This window comes from Mycobacterium sp. RTGN5, assembly GCF_033804465.1.
In the GTDB taxonomy this organism is placed as follows: domain Bacteria; phylum Actinomycetota; class Actinomycetes; order Mycobacteriales; family Mycobacteriaceae; genus Mycobacterium.
Genome location: NZ_JAPZLA010000001.1, coordinates 2,066,309 through 2,085,646 on the forward strand (window position 1 = coordinate 2,066,309; position 19,338 = coordinate 2,085,646).

18 protein-coding genes are annotated in these 19,338 nt (G+C 66.9%); 13 read left to right on the top strand and 5 right to left on the bottom strand.

Annotation, left to right across the window (positions count from 1 at the left end; translation table 11 throughout):
* Positions 1–25: 25 nt before the first annotated feature.
* From gatC to gatB, 4 genes are read left to right on the top strand one after another with little or no spacing between them, the layout of a single operon-like run.
* The gene (gatC, locus tag SLQ31_RS10085) at positions 26–325 is read left to right on the top strand and encodes an Asp-tRNA(Asn)/Glu-tRNA(Gln) amidotransferase subunit GatC (RefSeq protein WP_319431937.1); all 300 of its coding nucleotides are present in this window, start codon (positions 26–28) and stop codon (positions 323–325) included.
* The gene (gene gatA, locus SLQ31_RS10090) at positions 322–1,806 is read left to right on the top strand and encodes an Asp-tRNA(Asn)/Glu-tRNA(Gln) amidotransferase subunit GatA (RefSeq protein ID WP_319431938.1); all 1,485 of its coding nucleotides are present in this window, start codon (positions 322–324) and stop codon (positions 1,804–1,806) included. The genes gatC and gatA overlap by 4 nt, the downstream gene beginning before the upstream one ends.
* 18 nt (positions 1,807–1,824) lie before the next feature.
* Positions 1,825–2,856 carry an ATP-dependent 6-phosphofructokinase gene (locus tag SLQ31_RS10095; RefSeq protein WP_319431940.1) on the top strand — a complete coding sequence of 344 codons (1,032 nt, stop codon included), beginning with the start codon at positions 1,825–1,827 and terminating at the stop codon, positions 2,854–2,856.
* A gap of 48 nt (positions 2,857–2,904) precedes the next feature.
* The gene (gene gatB / locus SLQ31_RS10100; protein ID WP_319431942.1) at positions 2,905–4,416 is read left to right on the top strand and encodes an Asp-tRNA(Asn)/Glu-tRNA(Gln) amidotransferase subunit GatB; all 1,512 of its coding nucleotides are present in this window, start codon (positions 2,905–2,907) and stop codon (positions 4,414–4,416) included.
* Here the strand turns inward: gatB and SLQ31_RS10105 are convergent.
* Positions 4,413–4,982: an HAD-IA family hydrolase gene (locus tag SLQ31_RS10105; RefSeq protein ID WP_319433010.1), complete on the bottom strand. Its 570-nt coding sequence runs from the start codon at positions 4,980–4,982 to the stop codon at positions 4,413–4,415. The genes gatB and SLQ31_RS10105 overlap by 4 nt on opposite strands.
* 171 nt (positions 4,983–5,153) lie before the next feature.
* Here SLQ31_RS10105 and SLQ31_RS10110 point away from each other — a divergent pair, with 171 nt between their 5' ends.
* Both SLQ31_RS10110 and SLQ31_RS10115 read left to right on the top strand, forming a co-directional pair.
* On the top strand, positions 5,154–5,804 hold the full coding sequence (locus tag SLQ31_RS10110; protein WP_319431944.1) for a response regulator transcription factor: 651 nt from the start codon (positions 5,154–5,156) through the stop codon (positions 5,802–5,804).
* On the top strand, positions 5,801–7,006 hold the full coding sequence (locus SLQ31_RS10115; RefSeq protein WP_319431945.1) for a GAF domain-containing sensor histidine kinase: 1,206 nt from the start codon (positions 5,801–5,803) through the stop codon (positions 7,004–7,006). Before SLQ31_RS10110 ends, SLQ31_RS10115 begins: the two co-directional genes overlap by 4 nt.
* Before the next feature lie 13 nt (positions 7,007–7,019).
* Here SLQ31_RS10115 and SLQ31_RS10120 read toward each other — a convergent pair whose 3' ends face one another.
* Positions 7,020–8,000, bottom strand: a complete 981-nt coding sequence (locus SLQ31_RS10120) for an SDR family NAD(P)-dependent oxidoreductase (RefSeq protein WP_319431946.1) — start codon at positions 7,998–8,000, stop codon at positions 7,020–7,022.
* 178 nt (positions 8,001–8,178) lie between these two features.
* Here SLQ31_RS10120 and SLQ31_RS10125 point away from each other — a divergent pair, with 178 nt between their 5' ends.
* The 6 genes from SLQ31_RS10125 to SLQ31_RS10150 all read left to right on the top strand — a co-directional run bounded on the left by SLQ31_RS10125 (position 8,179) and on the right by SLQ31_RS10150 (position 15,259).
* Entirely contained in the window at positions 8,179–9,825 is a 1,647-nt protein-coding gene (locus tag SLQ31_RS10125; RefSeq protein ID WP_319433012.1) for a nitric oxide reductase activation protein NorD, read from the top strand.
* Between the two features lie 75 nt (positions 9,826–9,900).
* On the top strand, positions 9,901–10,737 hold the full coding sequence (locus tag SLQ31_RS10130) for a CbbQ/NirQ/NorQ/GpvN family protein (protein WP_319431948.1): 837 nt from the start codon (positions 9,901–9,903) through the stop codon (positions 10,735–10,737).
* An 18-nt stretch (positions 10,738–10,755) separates the two neighbouring features.
* Positions 10,756–11,874, top strand: a complete 1,119-nt coding sequence (locus tag SLQ31_RS10135; protein ID WP_319431950.1) for an ABC transporter substrate-binding protein — start codon at positions 10,756–10,758, stop codon at positions 11,872–11,874.
* A 4-nt stretch (positions 11,875–11,878) separates the two neighbouring features.
* Positions 11,879–13,021, top strand: coding sequence for a spirocyclase AveC family protein (locus SLQ31_RS10140; RefSeq protein ID WP_319431951.1), 1,143 nt, complete (start codon positions 11,879–11,881; stop codon positions 13,019–13,021).
* Positions 13,014–14,018 carry an SDR family oxidoreductase gene (locus tag SLQ31_RS10145; protein ID WP_319431953.1) on the top strand — a complete coding sequence of 335 codons (1,005 nt, stop codon included), beginning with the start codon at positions 13,014–13,016 and terminating at the stop codon, positions 14,016–14,018. The genes SLQ31_RS10140 and SLQ31_RS10145 overlap by 8 nt, the downstream gene beginning before the upstream one ends.
* Before the next feature lie 26 nt (positions 14,019–14,044).
* Positions 14,045–15,259 (top strand): cytochrome P450, encoded by a 1,215-nt coding sequence (locus SLQ31_RS10150; protein WP_319431955.1) that lies wholly within the window; start codon positions 14,045–14,047, stop codon positions 15,257–15,259.
* A gap of 21 nt (positions 15,260–15,280) precedes the next feature.
* Here SLQ31_RS10150 and SLQ31_RS10155 read toward each other — a convergent pair whose 3' ends face one another.
* Together SLQ31_RS10155 and SLQ31_RS10160 are read right to left on the bottom strand one after the other, a co-directional pair.
* The gene (locus SLQ31_RS10155) at positions 15,281–16,549 is read right to left on the bottom strand and encodes a TetR/AcrR family transcriptional regulator (protein ID WP_319431957.1); all 1,269 of its coding nucleotides are present in this window, start codon (positions 16,547–16,549) and stop codon (positions 15,281–15,283) included.
* A gap of 157 nt (positions 16,550–16,706) precedes the next feature.
* Complete coding sequence (locus tag SLQ31_RS10160; RefSeq protein WP_319431959.1) at positions 16,707–17,837, bottom strand: PQQ-dependent sugar dehydrogenase; 1,131 nt, start codon at positions 17,835–17,837, stop codon at positions 16,707–16,709.
* 135 nt (positions 17,838–17,972) lie between these two features.
* Between SLQ31_RS10160 and SLQ31_RS10165 the strand changes: the two genes are divergently transcribed.
* On the top strand, positions 17,973–18,806 hold the full coding sequence (locus SLQ31_RS10165) for a DoxX family protein (protein ID WP_319431961.1): 834 nt from the start codon (positions 17,973–17,975) through the stop codon (positions 18,804–18,806).
* A 4-nt stretch (positions 18,807–18,810) separates the two neighbouring features.
* Here SLQ31_RS10165 and SLQ31_RS10170 read toward each other — a convergent pair whose 3' ends face one another.
* Entirely contained in the window at positions 18,811–19,215 is a 405-nt protein-coding gene (locus SLQ31_RS10170; protein WP_319431963.1) for a PH domain-containing protein, read from the bottom strand.
* Positions 19,216–19,338 lie beyond the last annotated feature (123 nt).

Genomic DNA, 19,338 nt, shown 5'->3' on the forward strand with positions numbered 1-19,338 from the left:
AGCCTTTCACCTAGGCTTGGGCACCGTGTCCCAGATCTCCCGCGACGACGTCGCCCGGCTGGCCAAGCTGGCCCGGCTGGCGCTGACCGACCACGAACTCGACAGCTTCGCCGGCCAGCTCGACGCCATCTTGGAGCATGTCGGCCAGATCCAGGCCGTCGATACCGGCGACGCGAAGCCGACCGGCAACCCCCTCACCGACGTGAACGTCACCCGCGCCGACGTGGTGCAGCCGTGCCTGACCCAGGAGGAAGCCCTCGCCGAGGCGCCGCACGCCATCGAGGGCCGGTTCGCGGTGCCCCAGATCCTGGGAGAGGCCGAATGAGCGAGTTGATCCGCCTCGACGCCGCCACGCTCGGGGAGAAGATCGCGGCCAAGGAGATCTCTTCGGTCGAGCTGACCCAGGCCTGCCTGGACCAGATCGCCGCGACCGACGAGCAGTACCACGCGTTCCTGCACGTCGCCGCCGACGCGGCGCTGGCCAGCGCGGCGCGCACCGACGCCGCCGTCGCCGCCGGGGAGACGCTGCCGTCGCCGTTGGCTGGTGTTCCGTTGGCGCTCAAGGACGTTTTCACCACCACCGACATGCCGACCACATGTGGGTCGAAGATCCTCGAGGGCTGGGTGTCGCCCTACGACGCGACGGTGACCGCCCGGCTGCGAGCCGCCGGCATCCCGATCCTCGGCAAGACCAACATGGACGAGTTCGCGATGGGCAGCTCGACCGAGAACTCCGCCTATGGCCCGACCCGTAACCCGTGGGACACCGACCGGGTGCCCGGTGGGTCCGGCGGTGGCAGCGCGGCCGCGCTGGCCGCGTTCCAGGCGCCGCTGGCGCTGGGCTCCGACACCGGCGGCTCGATCCGCCAGCCCGCGGCGCTGACCGCCACCGTCGGGGTCAAGCCGACCTACGGCACGGTGTCGCGCTACGGACTGGTCGCGTGCGCGTCGTCGCTGGACCAGGGCGGGCCCTGTGCCCGCACGGTCCTCGACACCGCGCTGCTGCACGCGGTGATCGCCGGGCACGACCCGCGCGACTCCACCTCGGTCGAAGCCAAGGTCCCCGACGTCGTCGCCGCGGCGAAGGCTGGGGCCGCGGGCGATCTGTCCGGGCTGCGGGTCGGTGTGGTCAAACAGCTGCGCAGCGGCGAGGGCTATCAGCCCGGCGTCCTGGAGTCGTTCAACGCCGCCGTCGAGCAGCTGGCCGCCCTCGGCGCGCAGGTCAGCGAGGTCGACTGCCCGCACCTGGACTATTCGCTGTCCTCCTACTACTTGATCCTGCCGTCGGAGGTGTCGAGCAACCTGGCCCGGTTCGACGCCATGCGCTACGGCCTGCGGGTCGGCGATGACGGCACCCACAGCGCCGAAGAGGTGATGGCGCTGACCCGGGCGGCCGGATTCGGCCCAGAAGTCAAGCGCCGCATCATCATTGGCACGTACGCATTGTCGGCGGGCTATTACGACGCCTACTACAACCAGGCGCAGAAGGTCCGTACCTTGATCGCCGGCGACCTCGACGCGGCCTACGAGAAGGTCGACGTGTTGGTGTCCCCGGCGACCCCGACCACCGCGTTCCGGCTGGGGGAGAAGGTCGACGATCCGCTGGCGATGTACCTGTTCGACCTGTGCACGCTGCCGCTGAACCTGGCCGGGCACTGCGGAATGTCGGTGCCGTCGGGCCTGTCACCCGACGACAACCTGCCGGTCGGACTGCAGATCATGGCCCCCGCCCTGGCCGACGACCGGCTCTACCGGGTGGGCGCGGCCTATGAGAGTGCGCGCGGTCCGCTGCCAACGGCGATCTGACGGGGCAGGATAGGGCCCATGCGAATCGGAGTGCTCACCGGTGGCGGTGACTGTCCCGGCCTCAACGCCGTGATCCGGGCGGTCGTGCGAACCTGCGACGCCCGCTACGGATCCACGGTGGTCGGCTTCCTCGACGGATGGCGTGGCCTGCTGGAGGACCGCCGGATCCAACTGCACAACGACGACCGCAACAACCGGCTGCTCGCCAAGGGCGGCACCATGCTGGGCACCGCCCGCACCAACCCCGACAAGCTGCGCGCCGGGCTCGACGACATCAAACAGACGTTGGAGGACAACGGGATCGACGTGCTGATCCCGATCGGCGGCGAAGGCACGCTCACCGCCGCGCACTGGCTCTCCGAGGAAGGTGTCCCGGTCGTCGGGGTGCCCAAGACCATCGACAACGACATCGACTGCACCGACGTCACATTCGGTCACGACACCGCCTTGCAGATCGCCACCGAGGCCATCGACCGGTTGCACAGCACCGCGGAGTCGCATCAGCGGGTGATGGTCGTCGAGGTGATGGGCCGGCACGCGGGCTGGATCGCGCTCAACGCCGGCCTGTCCTCGGGTGCGCACATGACGCTGATTCCCGAGCAGCCCTTCGACGTCGAAGAGGTGTGCCGGCTGGTCAAGAAGCGCTTCCAGCGCGGCGAGTCGAGCTTCATCATCGTCGTCGCCGAAGGCGCCAAGCCCGCCGAGGGTTCGATGCAGCTGCGCCAGGGCGGCACCGACGAGTTCGGCCACGAACGGTTCACCGGGGTGGCCCAGCAGCTGGCCTACGAGGTGGAGAAGCGGATCAAGAAGGAAGTCCGGGTCACCGTGCTCGGCCACGTGCAGCGCGGTGGCGTCCCGACGGCCTACGACCGGGTGCTGGCCACCCGGTTCGGCGTCAACGCCGCCGACGCCGCCCATGCCGGCGAATTCGGGATCATGGTCTCGCTGCGCGGGCAGGACATCGGCCGGGTGCCGTTGGCCGATGCGGTGCGCCAGCTCAAGCTGGTGCCGCAGACCCGCTATGACGATGCGGCCGCCTTCTTCGGCTGAGTTTCTGCTGGGCTCGGCGGGAAAACTGCGCCCACTAGGATTGACGACATGACTGCCGCAACGCAGGCCGACCTGCTCGATTACGACGACGTCGTCGCTCGCTTCGACCCGGTGCTCGGTCTGGAGGTGCACGTCGAGCTGTCGACGGTCACCAAGATGTTCTGCCCCTGCTCGACGACCTTCGGCGCCGAGCCCAACACCCAGGTCTGCCCGGTGTGCCTCGGGCTGCCGGGCGCGTTGCCGGTGCTCAACGAGGCCGCCGTCGAATCGGCCATCCGCATCGGCCTGGCGCTGAACTGCCAGATCGCGCCGTGGTCGCGCTTCGCGCGGAAGAACTACTTCTACCCCGACCAGCCGAAGAACTACCAGATCTCGCAGTACGACGAGCCGATCGCGTTCGAGGGGTACCTGGAGGTCCCGCTGGACGACGGCAGCACGTTCCGCGTCCCCATCGAGCGGGCGCATATGGAAGAGGACACCGGCAAGCTCACCCACCTCGGCGGCGACACCGGCCGCATCCACGGCGCGACCACCTCACTGCTGGACGTCAACCGTGCCGGGGTGCCGCTGATCGAGATCGTCACCAAGCCGATCGAGGGCACCGGTGACCGGGCCCCCGAGGTCGCCCGCGCCTATGTGACCGCGCTGCGGGATCTGCTGCGCGGGCTCGGTGTCTCCGATGTGCGGATGGATCAGGGTTCGCTGCGCTGCGATGCCAACGTGTCGCTGCGCCCGATCGGCCAAGTCGAGTTCGGCACTCGCACCGAGACCAAGAACGTCAACTCGCTCAAGAGCGTCGAGGTGGCGGTCCGCTACGAAATGCGCCGTCAGGCAGCAGTTCTCGAGGCCGGCGGCAGAATCCGCCAGGAGACCCGCCATTTCGACGAGGCGGGCTTCACCGCACCCGGGCGCGACAAGGAAACAGCCGAGGACTACCGGTATTTCCCCGAGCCCGACCTTGAGCCGGTGGCGCCGAGCGATGACCTGGTCGAGCGGTTGCGGACCACCATCCCCGAGCTTCCGTGGTTGTCGCGCAAGCGGATTCAGGACCAGTGGGGCGTCTCCGACGAGGTGATGCGTGACCTGGTCAACGCCGGCGCGGTCGAACTGGTGACGGCCACCGTCGCGGCAGGCGCATCGAGCGAGTCCGCTCGCGCCTGGTGGGGAAACTTCCTGGTGCAGAAGGCAAACGAGGCTGGTATCGAACTCGACGCGCTGGCCATCACGCCGGCCCAGGTCGCCAAGGTCGTCGCCCTGGTCGACGAGGGCAAGCTGTCGAACAAGCTGGCCCGTCAGGTCATCGAGGGTGTGCTGGCCGGTGAAGGTGAGCCCGACCAGGTGATGGCCGACCGCGGCCTCGCCATGGTCCGCGACGACTCACTGATCCAGACCGCCGTCGACGAGGCGCTGGCCGCCAACCCCGACATCGCCGACAAGATCCGTGGCGGCAAGGTGCAGGCCGCCGGTGCGATCGTGGGCGCGGTGATGAAAGCCACCAAGGGGCAAGCCGACGCCGCGCAGGTGCGCGAGTTGGTCATGGCCGCTTGCGGGCAGAGCTAGGCGCTCAGCCTGGAGTTGGTGATCCACCACTGCTCGTGGAGACGCCGGCAGCGTTCGGCCGACAGCGGCTCGACGCAGTCGTAGCGGTCCTGGACCGCGGCCGCTCCGACAAAATCGAGCGTGCGGGTGCCCAGGGTGGTGACGACGATCGTCGCCAGCCCCGCCGATCGCGCCGTGTGAAAGCCGGCTTTCGAATGCTCGACCGCCATCGCAGCCTCGGGGCTGACCCCGAGCTCGTGCAGCGCCCGCTGGTACACCTCGGGATGGGGTTTGGGCCGCACCACGTCGTCACCGGTGATCATGACCTCGATGACGCCGTCGCCGATCAGGTCCCGCACCAACGGCTCGACCCGTGCGCGTGACCCTGCTGCGGTGATGCCAACCCGGATATCGTCGCAATGCAGGCTCCAGATCAGATCCCGGAACATGTGCGCGTCGCGTTCGGTGGCTGCCAGCGGGGTATCGAAATCGAAAATAACGGCCTCGAGTACGGGCACGTCGGCGTGAGCGCAACGTGCTCGATCCCACCAGAAGGACTGGTTCCGGCTGATCGTGTCCAAGGTCATCGTGGCCACGGTCGAAGTATCACCCCGCTCACACCCATGGACATCCCCCGATCAGGGGAGTGGGGGTGGGGGAGCATCCCCCCGGGTGTTTGCGAACGTAATCATCTGTGGCCGCTGTGGTTACGGGACAATGCGGGGACGCTGGTCAGCGGCGGCACTACGGTGAAGCCCATGACGGTGCGGGTGGTGCTGGTCGACGACCACGAAATGGTCATCGAGGGCCTCAAGGCGATGCTCGCGCCGTTCGCCCAACGCGTCGAGGTGGTCGGCGAAGCCATTGGGGCAGAGAAAGCCATGGCCGTGATCGCCGAGCTGAATCCCGACATCGTGCTGTGCGACGTGCGGATGCAGGGCGCCAGCGGACTCGACCTCTGCCGGGAGATGCGGGAACGCGACCCCGGCCGCAAGGTCATCCTGTTGTCCGTCTACGACGACGAGCAGTATCTGTTCCAGGCCATGCGGGTCGGTGCGTCCGGCTACCTGCTCAAGGGCATCAGCAGTGACGAGCTGGTGCGCCAGCTGGAAGGCGTGCACGCCGGCTCGACGGCCATCGACGCCGGCCTGGCCGCCCGCGCGGCGGAGACCGCGGCCCGTTTGCAAAGCGACCAATTCTGGCCGGGCGCCCGGCAAGGGCTCACCCAACGGGAAAGCGAGATCCTGTCGCTGGTGGTGACGGGGCTGTCCAATCGGGGTATCGCCGCCAAGCTGGTGATCGGCGAGGAGACGGTCAAAACCCACCTCAGCTCGATCTATCGCAAGCTGGGTGTCAATGATCGCACCAGTGCCGCCGCAACCGCATTGCGCGAAGGCATCTTTCGATGAATCCCTCGAAGGGGGTCAGCCCGCACGCCGTACACGGCCTGGTCGACGCCGACCAGGAAGTCGCCCTGCTGCTGGACATCATCGCCGCGACGTCAACGGGTCCCGGCGTCGAGCCGATGGCCGCCGCGGTGGCCCGGATGATCACCGCCGCAACCGCATCCGACGTCTGCTTCGTGCACGTTCTCGACGACACCGACCGGTCGTTGACGTTGGCCGGCGCCACACCGCCGTTCGATGAGCAGGTGGGCCTCGTGCGGATGCCGTTGGGATCCGGGGTGTCCGGGTGGGTGGCCAGCCATCGCGAACCGGTGGTGATTGTCAGCGACAAGGAGGCCGACCCGCGGTACGTGCCGATTGCGGCGTTGCGCGGCAAGGACTTCGCCTCGATGGCATCGGTACCGATGGAGACCGAACCCGGCGGGTTGGTGGGGGTGCTCAACGTGCACACCATCGAGCGCCGCGACTTCACACCCCGCGACATCGAGCTGCTGACCGTCATCGGCCGGCTCATCGCCGGTGCGCTGCATCAGGCTCGGCTGCACCGCCAGCTCTCCGCGCGCGAACGCGCGCATGAGAATTTCGCCGAGCAGGTGATCGCCGCACAGGAAAGCGAGCGCCGCCGTCTCGCCGGTGACATCCACGATGGCATCTCGCAGCGGCTCGTCGGGCTGACCTATCGACTCGACGCCGCCGCACGCGCCGTCGACGACGGCGAGCAGAGCTCGGCCGCCGAACAACTCGAAAAAGCCCGTGATCTGGTGGATCTGACGCTGGCCGAAGCGCGTTCGGCGATCGGCGGCCTGCGTCCGCCGGTGCTCGACGACCTCGGCCTGGCCGGCGGGCTGGCCAGCTTGGCCACCTCGATCCCGGAAGTCGATCTGGACCTCGACCTCGTCGACGAGCGGCTGCCCGAACATATCGAGGTCGCGCTGTATCGCATTGCGCAGGAAGGGCTTCAGAACGTCGTCAAGCATTCCCGCGCGATGGTCGCCACGGTGCGCTTTGCCGTCAACGACGGGGTGGCCCTGCTGGAGGTCGCCGACAACGGGGTGGGCTTCGAGTCCGTGCCGGGGAACCCGTCGTCGGAGAGCTACGGCATGTTGTCGATGGCGGAGCGGGCCGAACTCGTGGGCGGAACGCTGAGCGTCATCTCTGCGCCAGGATCGGGTACGACTGTCCGGGTGACGATTCCGCTGGACTAGCCCTGACGAGGCGTCAACTCCTCGGCTTCTGTGGTTCGGGGAACTCGACGTCGGCACCACCCGGCATGGGACTCACGCCAAGGCGGTCGCAGACCTCCAAGACTTCGTCGACGATCGAGGTCGGCACGATGAACTTCTCGGTGGCCGATATCTGCTCAAGGTGCTCGGCGATGTCTTCGGCGGCCGGCGCGGAATCGGCGTCGGCCAGCCAGCCTTCGCTGAGCCCGACGAATGCGCGGGCGTAGCGTCCCGCGCAGGCGGAATAGTTGCGATGAGTGAAAGTGCAAGCCTGACTTGCCAAGAACACCACCAGCGGCACCACCAGTTCGGGCCGGATCGCGCGCATGAAGCCGGATTCGGCGAGGAACTTCTCGTCGCCGACGGTCTCGGTGACCATCCGCGAGAAGCCGGTCGGCAACACGGCGTTGGCCCGGATGCCGTGCGCTTCCCCTTCGATGGCTATGACATTCGTCAACCCGATGAGGCCGGTCTTGGCCGCCGCGTAGTGCGCCTCCATCGGCTGGCCGAATACTCCGGCCGAGGAGGAGATGAAGACGAATCGGCCGCCGCCGTTGGCCTTCATCACCCGGTAGGCGGGCTGGGACAGGTGGAAGCCGCCGTCGAGGTGGACCCGCAGCATCCGGGTCCAGTCGTCGGATGAGAGGTCCTCGAAGGCAACGCTGCCGAAGATGCCCGCATTGCTGACGACGGCGTCGAGGCCACCGAACGCATCCACCGCGGTCGAGACGATCGCCGCGCCGCCCGCCGCGGTGTCGACCGAGTCATGGGAGGCGACGGCCCGTCCGCCGGCGCTGGTGATCTCGTCGACCACCGAGTCGGCGACCGCGGCGTCCACTCCGTCCCCACGCATCGTCGAGCCGATGTCGTTGACGACGACGGAAGCGCCCCGTTTGGCCAAATCGAGTGCGTACAGGCGGCCGAGTCCACGGCCCGCGCCGGTCACGATCACCGCTTGGCCGGTGAAGTCGATCATGTCATCACCCTTGTCAATTCGGTGCCGATGCGGCTTCCCGGGCGCCGCGAACGGGCCAGTTGACTGCCCTCCGGCCGAACTCTACGGTGGAACAGATATTTGGTCAACAACGCCACAGGCGGTGACGAGAGGGTGGAGGTACTCGTTGGCTGACGACGATCGACTCGCTCGGCTGGCCATGGTCGCGTCGGCCGTAGCCGGCCACGTTGTGGTCGTCGTCCCTGCTGAGCCGGGCTCGCCGCCCTGGACGGACGGGCAGAGCATCTTCGTCGATCCGACGGCCGCCCAGCGCGCCACCATCGAGGCCATTGCCGTCCAGGCCTCGCTGATCGCGGCCGGCAGCCTCGACGCCGACATCGTCAAGACGCTGACGAGAAATCGGAAGGCGGCAGCGCGGTATCTCGCCATCGAGGGGCACCGCGCAGTGGTGGCCAACGCCGACATCCTGCCCGGCACCCTGGCATCTCTGGCCGACGCCGGCGTGGCGTGCCGAAGCCATTCCGCCGCCGAGTCACTGGTGATCGCGACGGGCTCGACGCCGATCGCGGACGCGCCTGCACACTTCGGCGTGATCCGGCCGAAGCAGTTGCTCGAGGTTATCGGGCGCGCGGCGAAGGCGGTGGACCACGACACGGTCGGGCACGTGCCGCGAAACGCCGGAAAACGCGAGCTCGAAGAGCTCGACGACGGCGAATTGCCAACGGGCGACACCGATCCTGACCTGTTCACCAGCCCGGTCGGTGGCGGGGGTTTCATCGGGAAATGGCTCAAGAAGCTACTGTCGTCCACACGTGCGAGCAGTTCGGGTGGCGGCCCACCGGGGGCGGACTCGCCGACCCACCGCACGAATTCGGCCAATCGCGGCGCCAACGCGGTCTCATCGACCGCCTCGGCCGCAACCGAAGACAGTGCCGATGCCAAGTCGGGCGGTGTGACCTATCCGGAGTGGGACGTCAATCAGAAGAAGTACCGCCCGGACTGGTGCACTGTGCGCGAGGTCGAACCGCGGATCGAACCGGCCGCATCACCCAGCATCGACGACGCCATCGCGTTCCGGCGACCGCTGGCCCGACTCGGCATGGGCCTGCACCGCAGGCATCGTCAGCCCCAGGGCGATGACATCGACATCGATGCCGCCGTGGCTGCCCGGGTACAGGTGAGGGCCGGCTCGACCCCCGACGAATCGGTGTATCTCGACAGCCTGCGTCGCCGCCGGGACCTTTCGGTGCTGGTGCTGCTCGACGTGTCGGGGTCGTCCGCGGAGGCCGGCACGGTCGGCAAGACGGTCCACGAGCAACAACGTGTCGCTGCGGCCAACCTGGTCGTCGCCCTGCACGACCTGGGGGATCGCGTCGCCCTGTACGCGTACAACTCGCAGGGACGCTCGGCGGTGAACGTCATTCCGATCAAACGCATGGACGACCACCTGGACAGCCAGGTGCTGCGCAAGCTCAACAGCGTGCAACCCGCGGCGTACTCACGCCTTGGCGCCGCCATCCGCCACGGCAGCCGGGTGCTGGAGGAACGTGGCGGCAGCTCGCGGCGACTACTCGTCGTGCTCTCGGACGGTTTGGCCTACGACCACGGCTACGAGCGCGGATATGGCGCTGCCGATGCGCGCCGGGCGCTGACGGAGGCGCGCAGGCGGGGCACCGGCTGTGTGTGCCTGACTGTGGGCGCCAACATGGATTCGGCGTCGCTGCGCAGCGTCTTCGGCAGTACCGCACACGCGATGGTCGGCCGCCCTGAGCAGCTCACCAGCGTCATCGGACCGCTTTTTCGGTCCGCGGTCCGCGCCGCCGAAGTCAGGCGGCGTGTGTCGTGACCCCATGCTTGAAACAAACATCTGTTCCGGGATACGCTGCCAATCACCGCAGCGACGCGGGGAAGGGAACGTTGAGTGGTCGCGGATAAGCTCGAACACCAGAATGGGGCCGCCTACCTCCCTGAGGGGGAGCGGCCCTATTACCAGCCCCTCGGAAACGAGGAGACCGTCTTCAAGGCGGCCTATCGGCAAGGGCTTTCGCTGCTCCTCAAGGGCCCCACCGGATGCGGCAAGACGCGGTTCGTCGAGGCGATGGCCCACGATCTCGGCCGCCCCTTGATCACGGTGGCGTGCCACGACGATCTCACCACCGCGGATCTGGTCGGGCGCTACCTACTGCAAGGCGATGAGACGGTGTGGGTCGACGGCCCGCTGACCCGTGCGGTGCGCGACGGTGCGATCTGCTACCTCGACGAGGTCGTCGAGGCGCGCCAGGACACCACCGTGGTCCTGCATCCGCTCGCGGACTACCGTCGCCAATTGCCCATCGAGCGGCTCGGCGTGACGCTCGACGCCGCGCCCGGTTTCGGCCTGGTCGTGTCGTACAACCCCGGTTACCAGAGCGTGCTGAAGGATCTGAAGGACTCCACCCGTCAGCGCATGGTGGCCATCGAATTCGGCTTTCCCGCAGCCGAAGTCGAAGAAGGCATCGTGACTCACGAGGCCGGCGTCGAACGCGTGGTTGCCGCCGAGCTGGTTCGCTTCGGCCAGGCGGTGCGCAGGCTGGAGACCGGTGGACTCCGCGAAGTGGCATCGACGCGGGTATTGATCGCGGCAGGCCGGCTCATCGCAGAAGGATTGTCGATGCGCGAAGCGGCTCTCGCGGCCATCGCGGGTCCGCTGACCGACGATGCCGTCGTCGGCCGCGGCCTCGCCGAAATGATCGACGTGTACCTCGGCGCATCCAACTAGACGACCCAGGAGACTCCAATGTCCTACGAAAGCACCGCGGAGCCGATCAAGGTCGGCTATCTGATGGACTTCACGCTGCCCCCCGGCTTTCCCGAGGACCTGTTCACCTCCTTCACCCGATGCTTCGACATGATCTTCGAAGAGGCTGTCGAGCAGGGTGTGATGGACCGGCCCGTGCACATGATCTACAAGGAAGTCGAGGGCCTGCCCAAGGGTTCGGTCAAGGCCGTGATCGACGCCTACGGCGAACTGGTCGACGAGGGCTGCCTGGTGGTGTTCGGACCGAACATCACCGACAACTGCGTGCCGGTACGCGAGGCGATCGAAGAGCGCTTCAAGGTGCCCGCGATCAGCGTGACCGGCACCGATGACTGGCTGGGCGAGTGGACGTTCGCCTTTCCCCAGGGCTCGATGACCGACGAGCCAATCTTCATCGCCGATCTGGTCGCCAAGCGTGGACTCACCGAGATCGGCGTGTTGGTCGAGCAGAGCCTGATCGGCGAGAGCTATGTGAAGAACTTGCGAATCGCATGCCGTCGCAAGGGCATTCGGATCGTCGCGGAAGCCCAGATCGCCCAGACCGCGCAGGACATCAACGCCGCGGTCCAGACCCTGCACGAGGCGAAGGCCGAGGCGATCGTGCACCTGGGTTTCGGTTTCGGAATCGTGTTCGTCAACCCAGCACTGAAGGCGCTCGACTGGGACCCGCCACGGTTCACCACCACGGCCTTCCAGAACGCCTGGGTCAACCCGATCATGTGGGACGCGTTCCTGGGCTGGATCGGCGTCGATCAGTACGACGAGGGAAACCCGATCGGGCAGGACTTTCTGGACAGGTACGCCGCCAAGTACGACGGCAGCCGTCCGGAGTTCTGCGTGACCGTGGTGAACCGCGATGTCGCAGCCACGCTCGTGCGCGCCTTCGCGGACTCGCACCCACTCAGCCCGCGCGGGGTCAAGGAGGCGCTGGAGCGCGTCAAGATGCTGCCCGCCGCATCCGGCGCCCCGGGAACCCGCGTCTCCCTTGGCAAGTGGACTCGACGGGCCTGGATGGGCGCCGGTTACCTCGTCGCGCGCAAGCTCGACACCGACGGCGTCAACTCGCATCTCGTCGATCGCTTCGGAGAGGAAGGCTGATTCGATGACCACGCAGGAATCCCCACCATCGCCGGCACCCACCGATTCACCGAATCTTCCTCGCACCGGCCCGAATTGGGGCCGAGTGATCGCCCTACTTGCCTGGCTCGGCTTCCTCGGGTTGTTCGTCGCCGTAGGGCGTACCGATGTCGACCCGCGAGTGGCCAACCCCAATGTCGAGGGACGGCCACGCCCGGTCGAGTTCCTGACGAGCTGGGATCACTGGCAGCTGATCCCCCAGATCGGCGCCGCGATCATGGTCGTGGCGCTGACCATCGTCTTCATCCGCGGCTGGCGAAAGAACCCCGGCAGCCCGGTGCTGATGATGGTCCTGGTCACCACACTGATCGTGTGGCAGGACCCGATCATGAACTGGTCACCGTACGCGGTGTACAACCCGGCCCTGCTGCACTGGCCCGAGTCCTGGTACCTGATCATGATGTCGCCGACCGTCGAACCCTTCATCGTGTTCGGTTATGTGACTTTCTATTTCGGCCCGTACTTCCCGGCGATCTGGATTCTGCGCAAGCTCCAGGCCAAGCGGGGTCCCGAAGCGTTCGTCACCCGGCACCCCCTGATCAGTCTGGGCTTGCTGACGCTGGTGATCGGTTTCATCTTCGACGCAATCCTGGAGATCAGCCTGGTGCGCACCGGGCTCTACATCTACTCGCAGGCGATCCCGTTCGGCACGATGTTCGGAGGCAGCACCTTTCAGTTCCCATTGATCTGGGAATCGCTGGCAGTGACGTTCGTGATGATCCCGGCATCGATCCTCGTCTACCGCGACGACACGGGGAAGTCGGTGGCGGAGAAGCTTGCGGCGAAGGCGAGGCTGTTCCCGAAGAAGCCGGTGCTCGGCACGTTCCTGGTGATGTTCGCGATCATCAACGTGGCGTACTTCGCGTACGGCGGGTGGTTCTGGGTGATCAAGGCAAGCGGCGCCGCCACCTCAGTGGCGTGCCCATGGCCGTTCCCGGAGGCCAAGGTCTACGACCCGCAGGGCTATTACGAGAAGGCCGGCGCGCAGGGGCCTTTCTCGGTCGGCAAGTGGTCCACCTGGCAGCAGGGTCTGCCGGACGGCCGGCCCGAGGTCACGCCGCCACCGCCCGGTGAAGGCGCCTGTGCACCTGCGAACGCGAATGGATAGCCGGCGCACCGTCGTGATCACCGGCGCGGCCCGCGGTTTGGGGTTCGCCTCGGCGGTACGGCTTTACCGCGAAGGCTGGCGGGTGGTGGCCGCCATGCGCACCCCGGATCGTGGCATGCCGTTGCTCCGCGCAGCGACCGGTGCGGGCGAGGACGACGATCGGCTGATCGGTGTTCAGCTCGACCTGACGGACATCGCGTCGGTTTCGGCTGCCGCCAAGGCCATTGACGAACGGGTCGGCGCACCGTATGCCCTCGTGCACAACGCCGGCATCTCCTCGGCCGGGATGGCCGAGGAGACCGACATGGCTCTGTGGCAGCGGATGTTCGCCACCCACGTGATAGGCCCGGTCGCGCTGACCAATGCGCTGTTGCCGTCGATGCGGGCCGCGGGGGAGGGACGGATCGTTCTGGTCGGCAGCTCGGCAGGGGTGCGCGGGCAGCCGGCGACCGCGCCATACTCGGCCAGTAAGGGCGCCATGGAACGCTGGGGGGAATCGTTGGCTGCCGAGATCGCCCCCTTCGGTCTGGGCGTGACGGTCCTGATCACCGGCACCTACGACACCGAGATCATCACCGACGCGGGCACCACCGATGACCGTGACTTCGGCGGCCCGTACGCCCGGCTTCACCAGACGATGAACACCCGTGGCCGGTTCGCCATGAAACTTGCCCGATCGCCCGAACGGTTCGCCGACGGGTTGGTCAAGGCGCTGGCCGATCGCGGCCCGTTCCGGCGGCACGGGGTCGGACCGGATGCGTCGATGTTGTTGGTGTCCAACAGGTTCCTGCCGGCGTCAGGAATGCACCACATGTCCAGGGTCGTGCTCGGCATCCCCCGGCAAGGCTCGATGCGCAACGGGGCGTACCCGCTGACCACAGCCCAGAAGGCGATGGTGCTCGCCATGAAGGTCATCCCGCAGCCGGTGATGCAGCGCATCGTCGCGGCGGCAGCCAAACGGTCAGCGGCGAAACAGGCACCGCAGCAACCAGACTGACTTATCACCAATCTCAAGGAGCGGTAATGGAACAACTTTTCGATGACCTCGACGACTTCGGCTCGTTCGATGACGTCGTGTCCGGCAATGTGCGCGATCCGTTCCCGGAGCTGGCCCGGATGCGCCGGGAGGAGCCGGTCCAGCGCATCGAAGGTTCCGCGATGCCCGGTGAGGCCGGTCTACCTGTTTTCATTGTGTACCGGTTCGAGGAGGCGCAGCAGATGTTGCGCGACAACGAGACATTCTCGTCGTCGGGTGTGATCGCCGCCTTCGGTCCGGTTCTGGGTGAGCGCGTGATGCTCGGCATGGACGAACCGGTGCACGGCCGACTGCGCGCCCTGATCTCGAAGGCGTTCTCGCAGAAGTCGCTTGCGCGGTGGCAGGACGAACTGGTCGCGCGGGTGGGCAACGAGTTGATCGACGCCTTTGTCGCGAATGGCAAGGCCGATCTGGTCAAGGAGTTCACGTTCACCTATCCGAGCCGGATCATCGCCGGGCTGTTGGGGTTGCCGGAGCAGGACTACCCGCAGTTCCAGCGGTGGTCGATCTCGCTGCTGAGCTGGATTATGAATCCCGAACGCGGCCTGGCCGCTTCGGCTGCGCTGGTCGAGTATTTCAAGCCGATTCTGGCGGCACGGCGGGCCGAGCCACGCGACGACCTGATCAGTCTGCTGGCCGCTGCGGAGATCGACGGCGAGAAACTCGAAGACGAGGAGATCTTCTCGTTCCTGCGGCTACTGCTTCCGGCCGGTGTCGAAACCACCTACCGGTCACTGGGTAATCTGCTGTTCGCCCTGCTGTCAGATCCCGCTCAGCTGGAGGCGGTGCGCAACGATCGCGCGCTGATTCCGCAGGCGATCGAGGAAGGTGTGCGGTGGAATCCGCCGCTGCTCACCATCACTCGCGTTGCCACCCGGGATACCGAACTGGGTGGGGTGGCGATTCCGGCGGGCGCGTCGGTGATGCCGATGCTGGGTGCGGCCAACCGGCAGGACGAGCGCTTCCCGGATCCCGACGCGTTCAATCTGTTCCGCGAGCCACGGAGCAACCTCGGCTGGGGATACGGCGTGCACGTCTGCCTCGGTATGCATCTGGCGCGTCTGGAGATGCGCACGGCCGTCAACCTGTTACTCGACCGGCTGCCCAACCTGCGGATGGACCCCGACGGGGACGACCCGCACATCCGCGGACAGGTGTTCCGGTCGCCGACGGCGCTGCCCGTGCTGTTCGATCCCCAGTAGGGATCGTCACAGTAGGGACCGTCACGTGACGACGACGCCGCGAAGCGTCGTGTCGCGGACGCACAACAGAGAGGCGCGGGTGCCCAGCTCGCGCAGGATGCTCTCGGGGATCCAGCCGACGCCGATCACCGAACGCGCCAGCAGGTCGTTCGACGGGCTGTCGATACTGATCTCGCCGGACTTGATGCCCTCAGCGAGAAGACCTTTCATCTGCCGCACCCGTTTGGTGAACAACCAGCCAGGGTTGGGAGTATCCGGGGGAGACTGGCGCATCCACGCCAGCTGAATCCGGAATTCGTCGGCGAAGCGATCCATCGCATTGGTGTTGATCCAGCTCAATGCGTCGAGCTTCTCGATGATCGTGGAATCCGCCTCGAGCACCTCGGACCAACCCATCGCGACCTTCTCGCCGAAGGACTGCATGATCGAGGCCAGCAGTTGATCTTTCGAGCCGATCAACCGGTAGACGGTGCCGGTGCCCATTCCCGCCGCCGACGCGATGTCACGGACAGTCGTGACCTCATAGCCCTTCTTGCCGAATTCTGTTCTGGCGACGGCACGTACGTGGGCCGCTTTGTCATCGGGCTCGGCGTCCGCGTCGTCGGTCCAGGAACGGACGACGGCGTCGGCAGCCAGGAAAGCAGCCGATCGATCCAGCTGTTCGTCGGTGGGTGCGCCGGTCGCCAAGCCTTCGAGAAGGATCCGGCACAGCAGGACGGCCGACTTGTCCGGGCCGGCGTTACCCCGAATGACGTCGAGCCCGATCTGCAGCATCGTCTGCACGATCCGGTCGGCCAGCACGGCCACATCGACATCGGATCGCAGGTATCCGCTCCACCGGGCCGCCCGCAGCGTCTCCAACATCGACTGAAGCAACGCGGTCGGGCGGCGTGCGGCCAGAGCGGTCAGTTCATGACTGGAGCTGGGACCTTCATAGAACGACATCTGCAAGGCGGCGCGATGGGTGACCGCGCAGTGCGCAATCGCGGTGGACAATTCGGCGATCTGGTCGAAGGCCGGATGAAATTCCGGATCGTTCAGCCTGCTCTGCGCTTCGTCGGCAATGCGATCCAGGTCCTCGTGGTAGCGGCCAAGCAGCTCGACGAGGATCGCTTCCTTCGAGTCGAAGTGGTGGTAGAGGCTGCCGGGCAGAATGCCTGCCGCGTCGGCGATTTCCTGCAGCGAGGTCCGTAGGCCGGACGTGGCGATGATCGACGCGGCCGTCTGAAGAATCTCGGTTCGCCTGGTGCCGTCGTCGTAGGCATGGCCGGTGCCCCGCTTCGGCGTCATGCCCGAACGCGCCACGACTCCTCCAACGGCTGAACTGCGGTACCCGGCTGACCCGATATTTGGTAGACGCTACCAGAAAGCCGGGTGCACACGAGGCCCTCACCTGCGACTGTCGGCCCCCGGCGAGGGCTAACAGGAGATCCGTTTGGTAAATGCCTCAGGTGTTGTCGGCGTTGCTGCGCGGGAAGCCGCCACCCTGCGGGAAGAGCGGGAAGACCACGTCGTCCAGCTTCTCGGCGTCGCCGGCGGTGCGGTTGACCGTTGCGCCCCAGATGTTTCCGTCCGGGGCTACTTGCAATGCCCAGGCGTGGCCATGGGTGTCCTGGCGCACCACCTCGGGCTCGCCGGTCACCGAGCCGGTGCCCTGCGCAAGCCGAACCGCCACGGTCTGTTTGAGGTTGACGAGGTTCACCAGCACCGTGCCGTCCAGCGCCGCGCATCCGGCCACGCCGGGCTTGTCCGGCCACGTCCACACCGTCGTGGTCTTCGCGTCCGGGCCGATGCGTTGCAGGCGATCACCGGCGGGGTTGCGGTCGGTGATGTAGAGCGACTTGTCGGTCGGGTCGATGCACATGCCGCCGGCGGGACCCATCCCCGACAGTGCGGTGGTCGGCGGTGCCGGGTGGACCGTCGTGGGCTGCTCGAGGCGGACCACCTTGCCCGCCAACGACTTCGGATCTGCCGCCAGGGCTGGGTTGCCCGCGTCGCCGGTCTGCACCACCAGGGTCGTCGGGCTGGTGAAGATCAGCGAACCGGAATTACCGGTGGCGCCCTTGGGAATCCCGGTCAGGATCGGCTTGGGGATATCGCCGTCGGCCACCCGGATCACCTGGTTGTCGGTCGGCGTGCTGATGTAGGCGTACATCAGGCGGTCTTGTGAGTACGTGGGCGACAACACGATGTCCATCAGCCCGCCGTCACCGCTCGGGTCGACCGGGATGACGGTGTGGATCTTCGGTTCGGCGCTGACGGACACGTCCTTGACGGCGCCGGTTGTCCGTTCGGCCACCAGGGCGGTCTTGCTGTCGGGACCCATGATCAGCCCACTGGTGCTCTCCAGGCAGCCCTGCATGACCCCGGGCGCGGGGCAGGCCTTGGGGAACGGCTTGGGCGGCAGGGGAGGTGGGGGCGGTGGTGTCGAGCTCGGTCCGGGTCCCCGCTCCGGGGCGGTGGTGAACGGCTGCGAGATGTCGTTGTTGAACTTCGCGCAACCCGCCGAAGACCCGGCCACGACCGTCGTCGCACAAATAACGGCCAGCACCCCACGGACCGACCGGCGTAGCTGCATGCCCGCCAGGTTACGGATAGGGCGTCGATGTTCGCCACGACGGTCCATGCGCGGCGCGAAATCCAGGCAATATTGGCCGCCAGAAGCGCCGCCCAAATCCCCGATTTGCGGGCAGTTGCACTTACTCTGACTTTCGTGACCAGTCAAGGCCCCGATCCGCACTGGCAGCGACCCGACGACTCCTCGGCCCGACCGTCGTCGGCCCAGCTAGTCGACCCGGAAGACGATCTGCCCTCGTCCACCTATGGTGGCGACTTCGAGACCACGACGATCCCCCATTACAGCTCGGGGATACCTGGTTCTGCGCCGTCGACCGGCTATGGCCTGCTGCACGATCCTGAACCGTTGCCGTACGTGCAGCCCCATATCGATCCGACGCCTTCGCAGGCCGCTCCGATGGAGATCGAGCCCATCGACGCCGAGGAGCGCGCCAAGGCCGCCGGCCGCAGGGGCACCCAGGACCTGGGTCTGCTGCTGTTGCGGGTGTTCGTCGGCGCGGTGTTCATCGGCCACGGACTGCAGAAGGCGTTCGGCTGGTGGGGTGGTCAGGGCCTGGACGGCTTCAAGACCGCGCTTGCGGACGCCGGCTACCAGCATGCCGGTGTGCTGACCTACGTCGGTGCCGGCGCCCAGATCCTGGTGGGTGTCCTGCTGATTCTCGGGCTGTTCACGCCGCTGGCCGCCGCCGGTGGGATCGCCTACCTGGTCAACAGCCTGCTGACGATCGTCTCGGCGCAGCGCCAGGACGGCTACCTCGCGGTGTTCGGCCCCGACGGCATCGAATATCTGCTGGTGCTGATCGCGGCCGCGTCCGCGGTCATCCTCGTCGGCCCGGGTCGCTACGGATTCGACGGCGGACGCGGTTGGGCCCGTCGTCCGTTCATCGGCTCGTTCATCGCACTACTGCTCGGTGTCGGTGGCGGCATCGCGGCGTGGTTCTTCCTGCACGGAAACAACCCACTGGCCTAGCGGCTCACTTGTAGGGGTTGGGCACTCGTCCGTTGCTGGCCTCGGTGAGTTGCGGCAACGTCGCGAACGTGACCGCGGGCAGCATCATTTCCGAACTGTCGCGCAGTCGCGCCCGAGCCCACGAACTGCGGTCGAAGCGCAGGCCATCGATCTCATCCCAGCCCACGGTGCGGCTGCTCAACAGCGTGCGCGCGGTCAGTGTTTCCCGGTCGGCCACCGTGCGCAGCCGCACGATCGCGACCGACGCCAGGACGGGGAGCACCATGAACACCGCACCCCAGGCGGGGAAGATCGTGATCATCACCAGCAGGCCCAGCGCCAGGAACCCCGAGGCGAAATGCGCCATCGGCGATATCCGGATCACGGTGGGCTTGGCGGTGGACGCATCAGGTGCGCGACGCGAGGGCATGGTTGCATCATCCCATCACCAGCGCGGGGACCTCGGTGGCCGGGATCGGGATTTGACGCTTGACCTGTGCGGAGGCTACCGTCGCAGGTTATGAAGTCCGGCGGAATTCTCGTAGTACTTGGC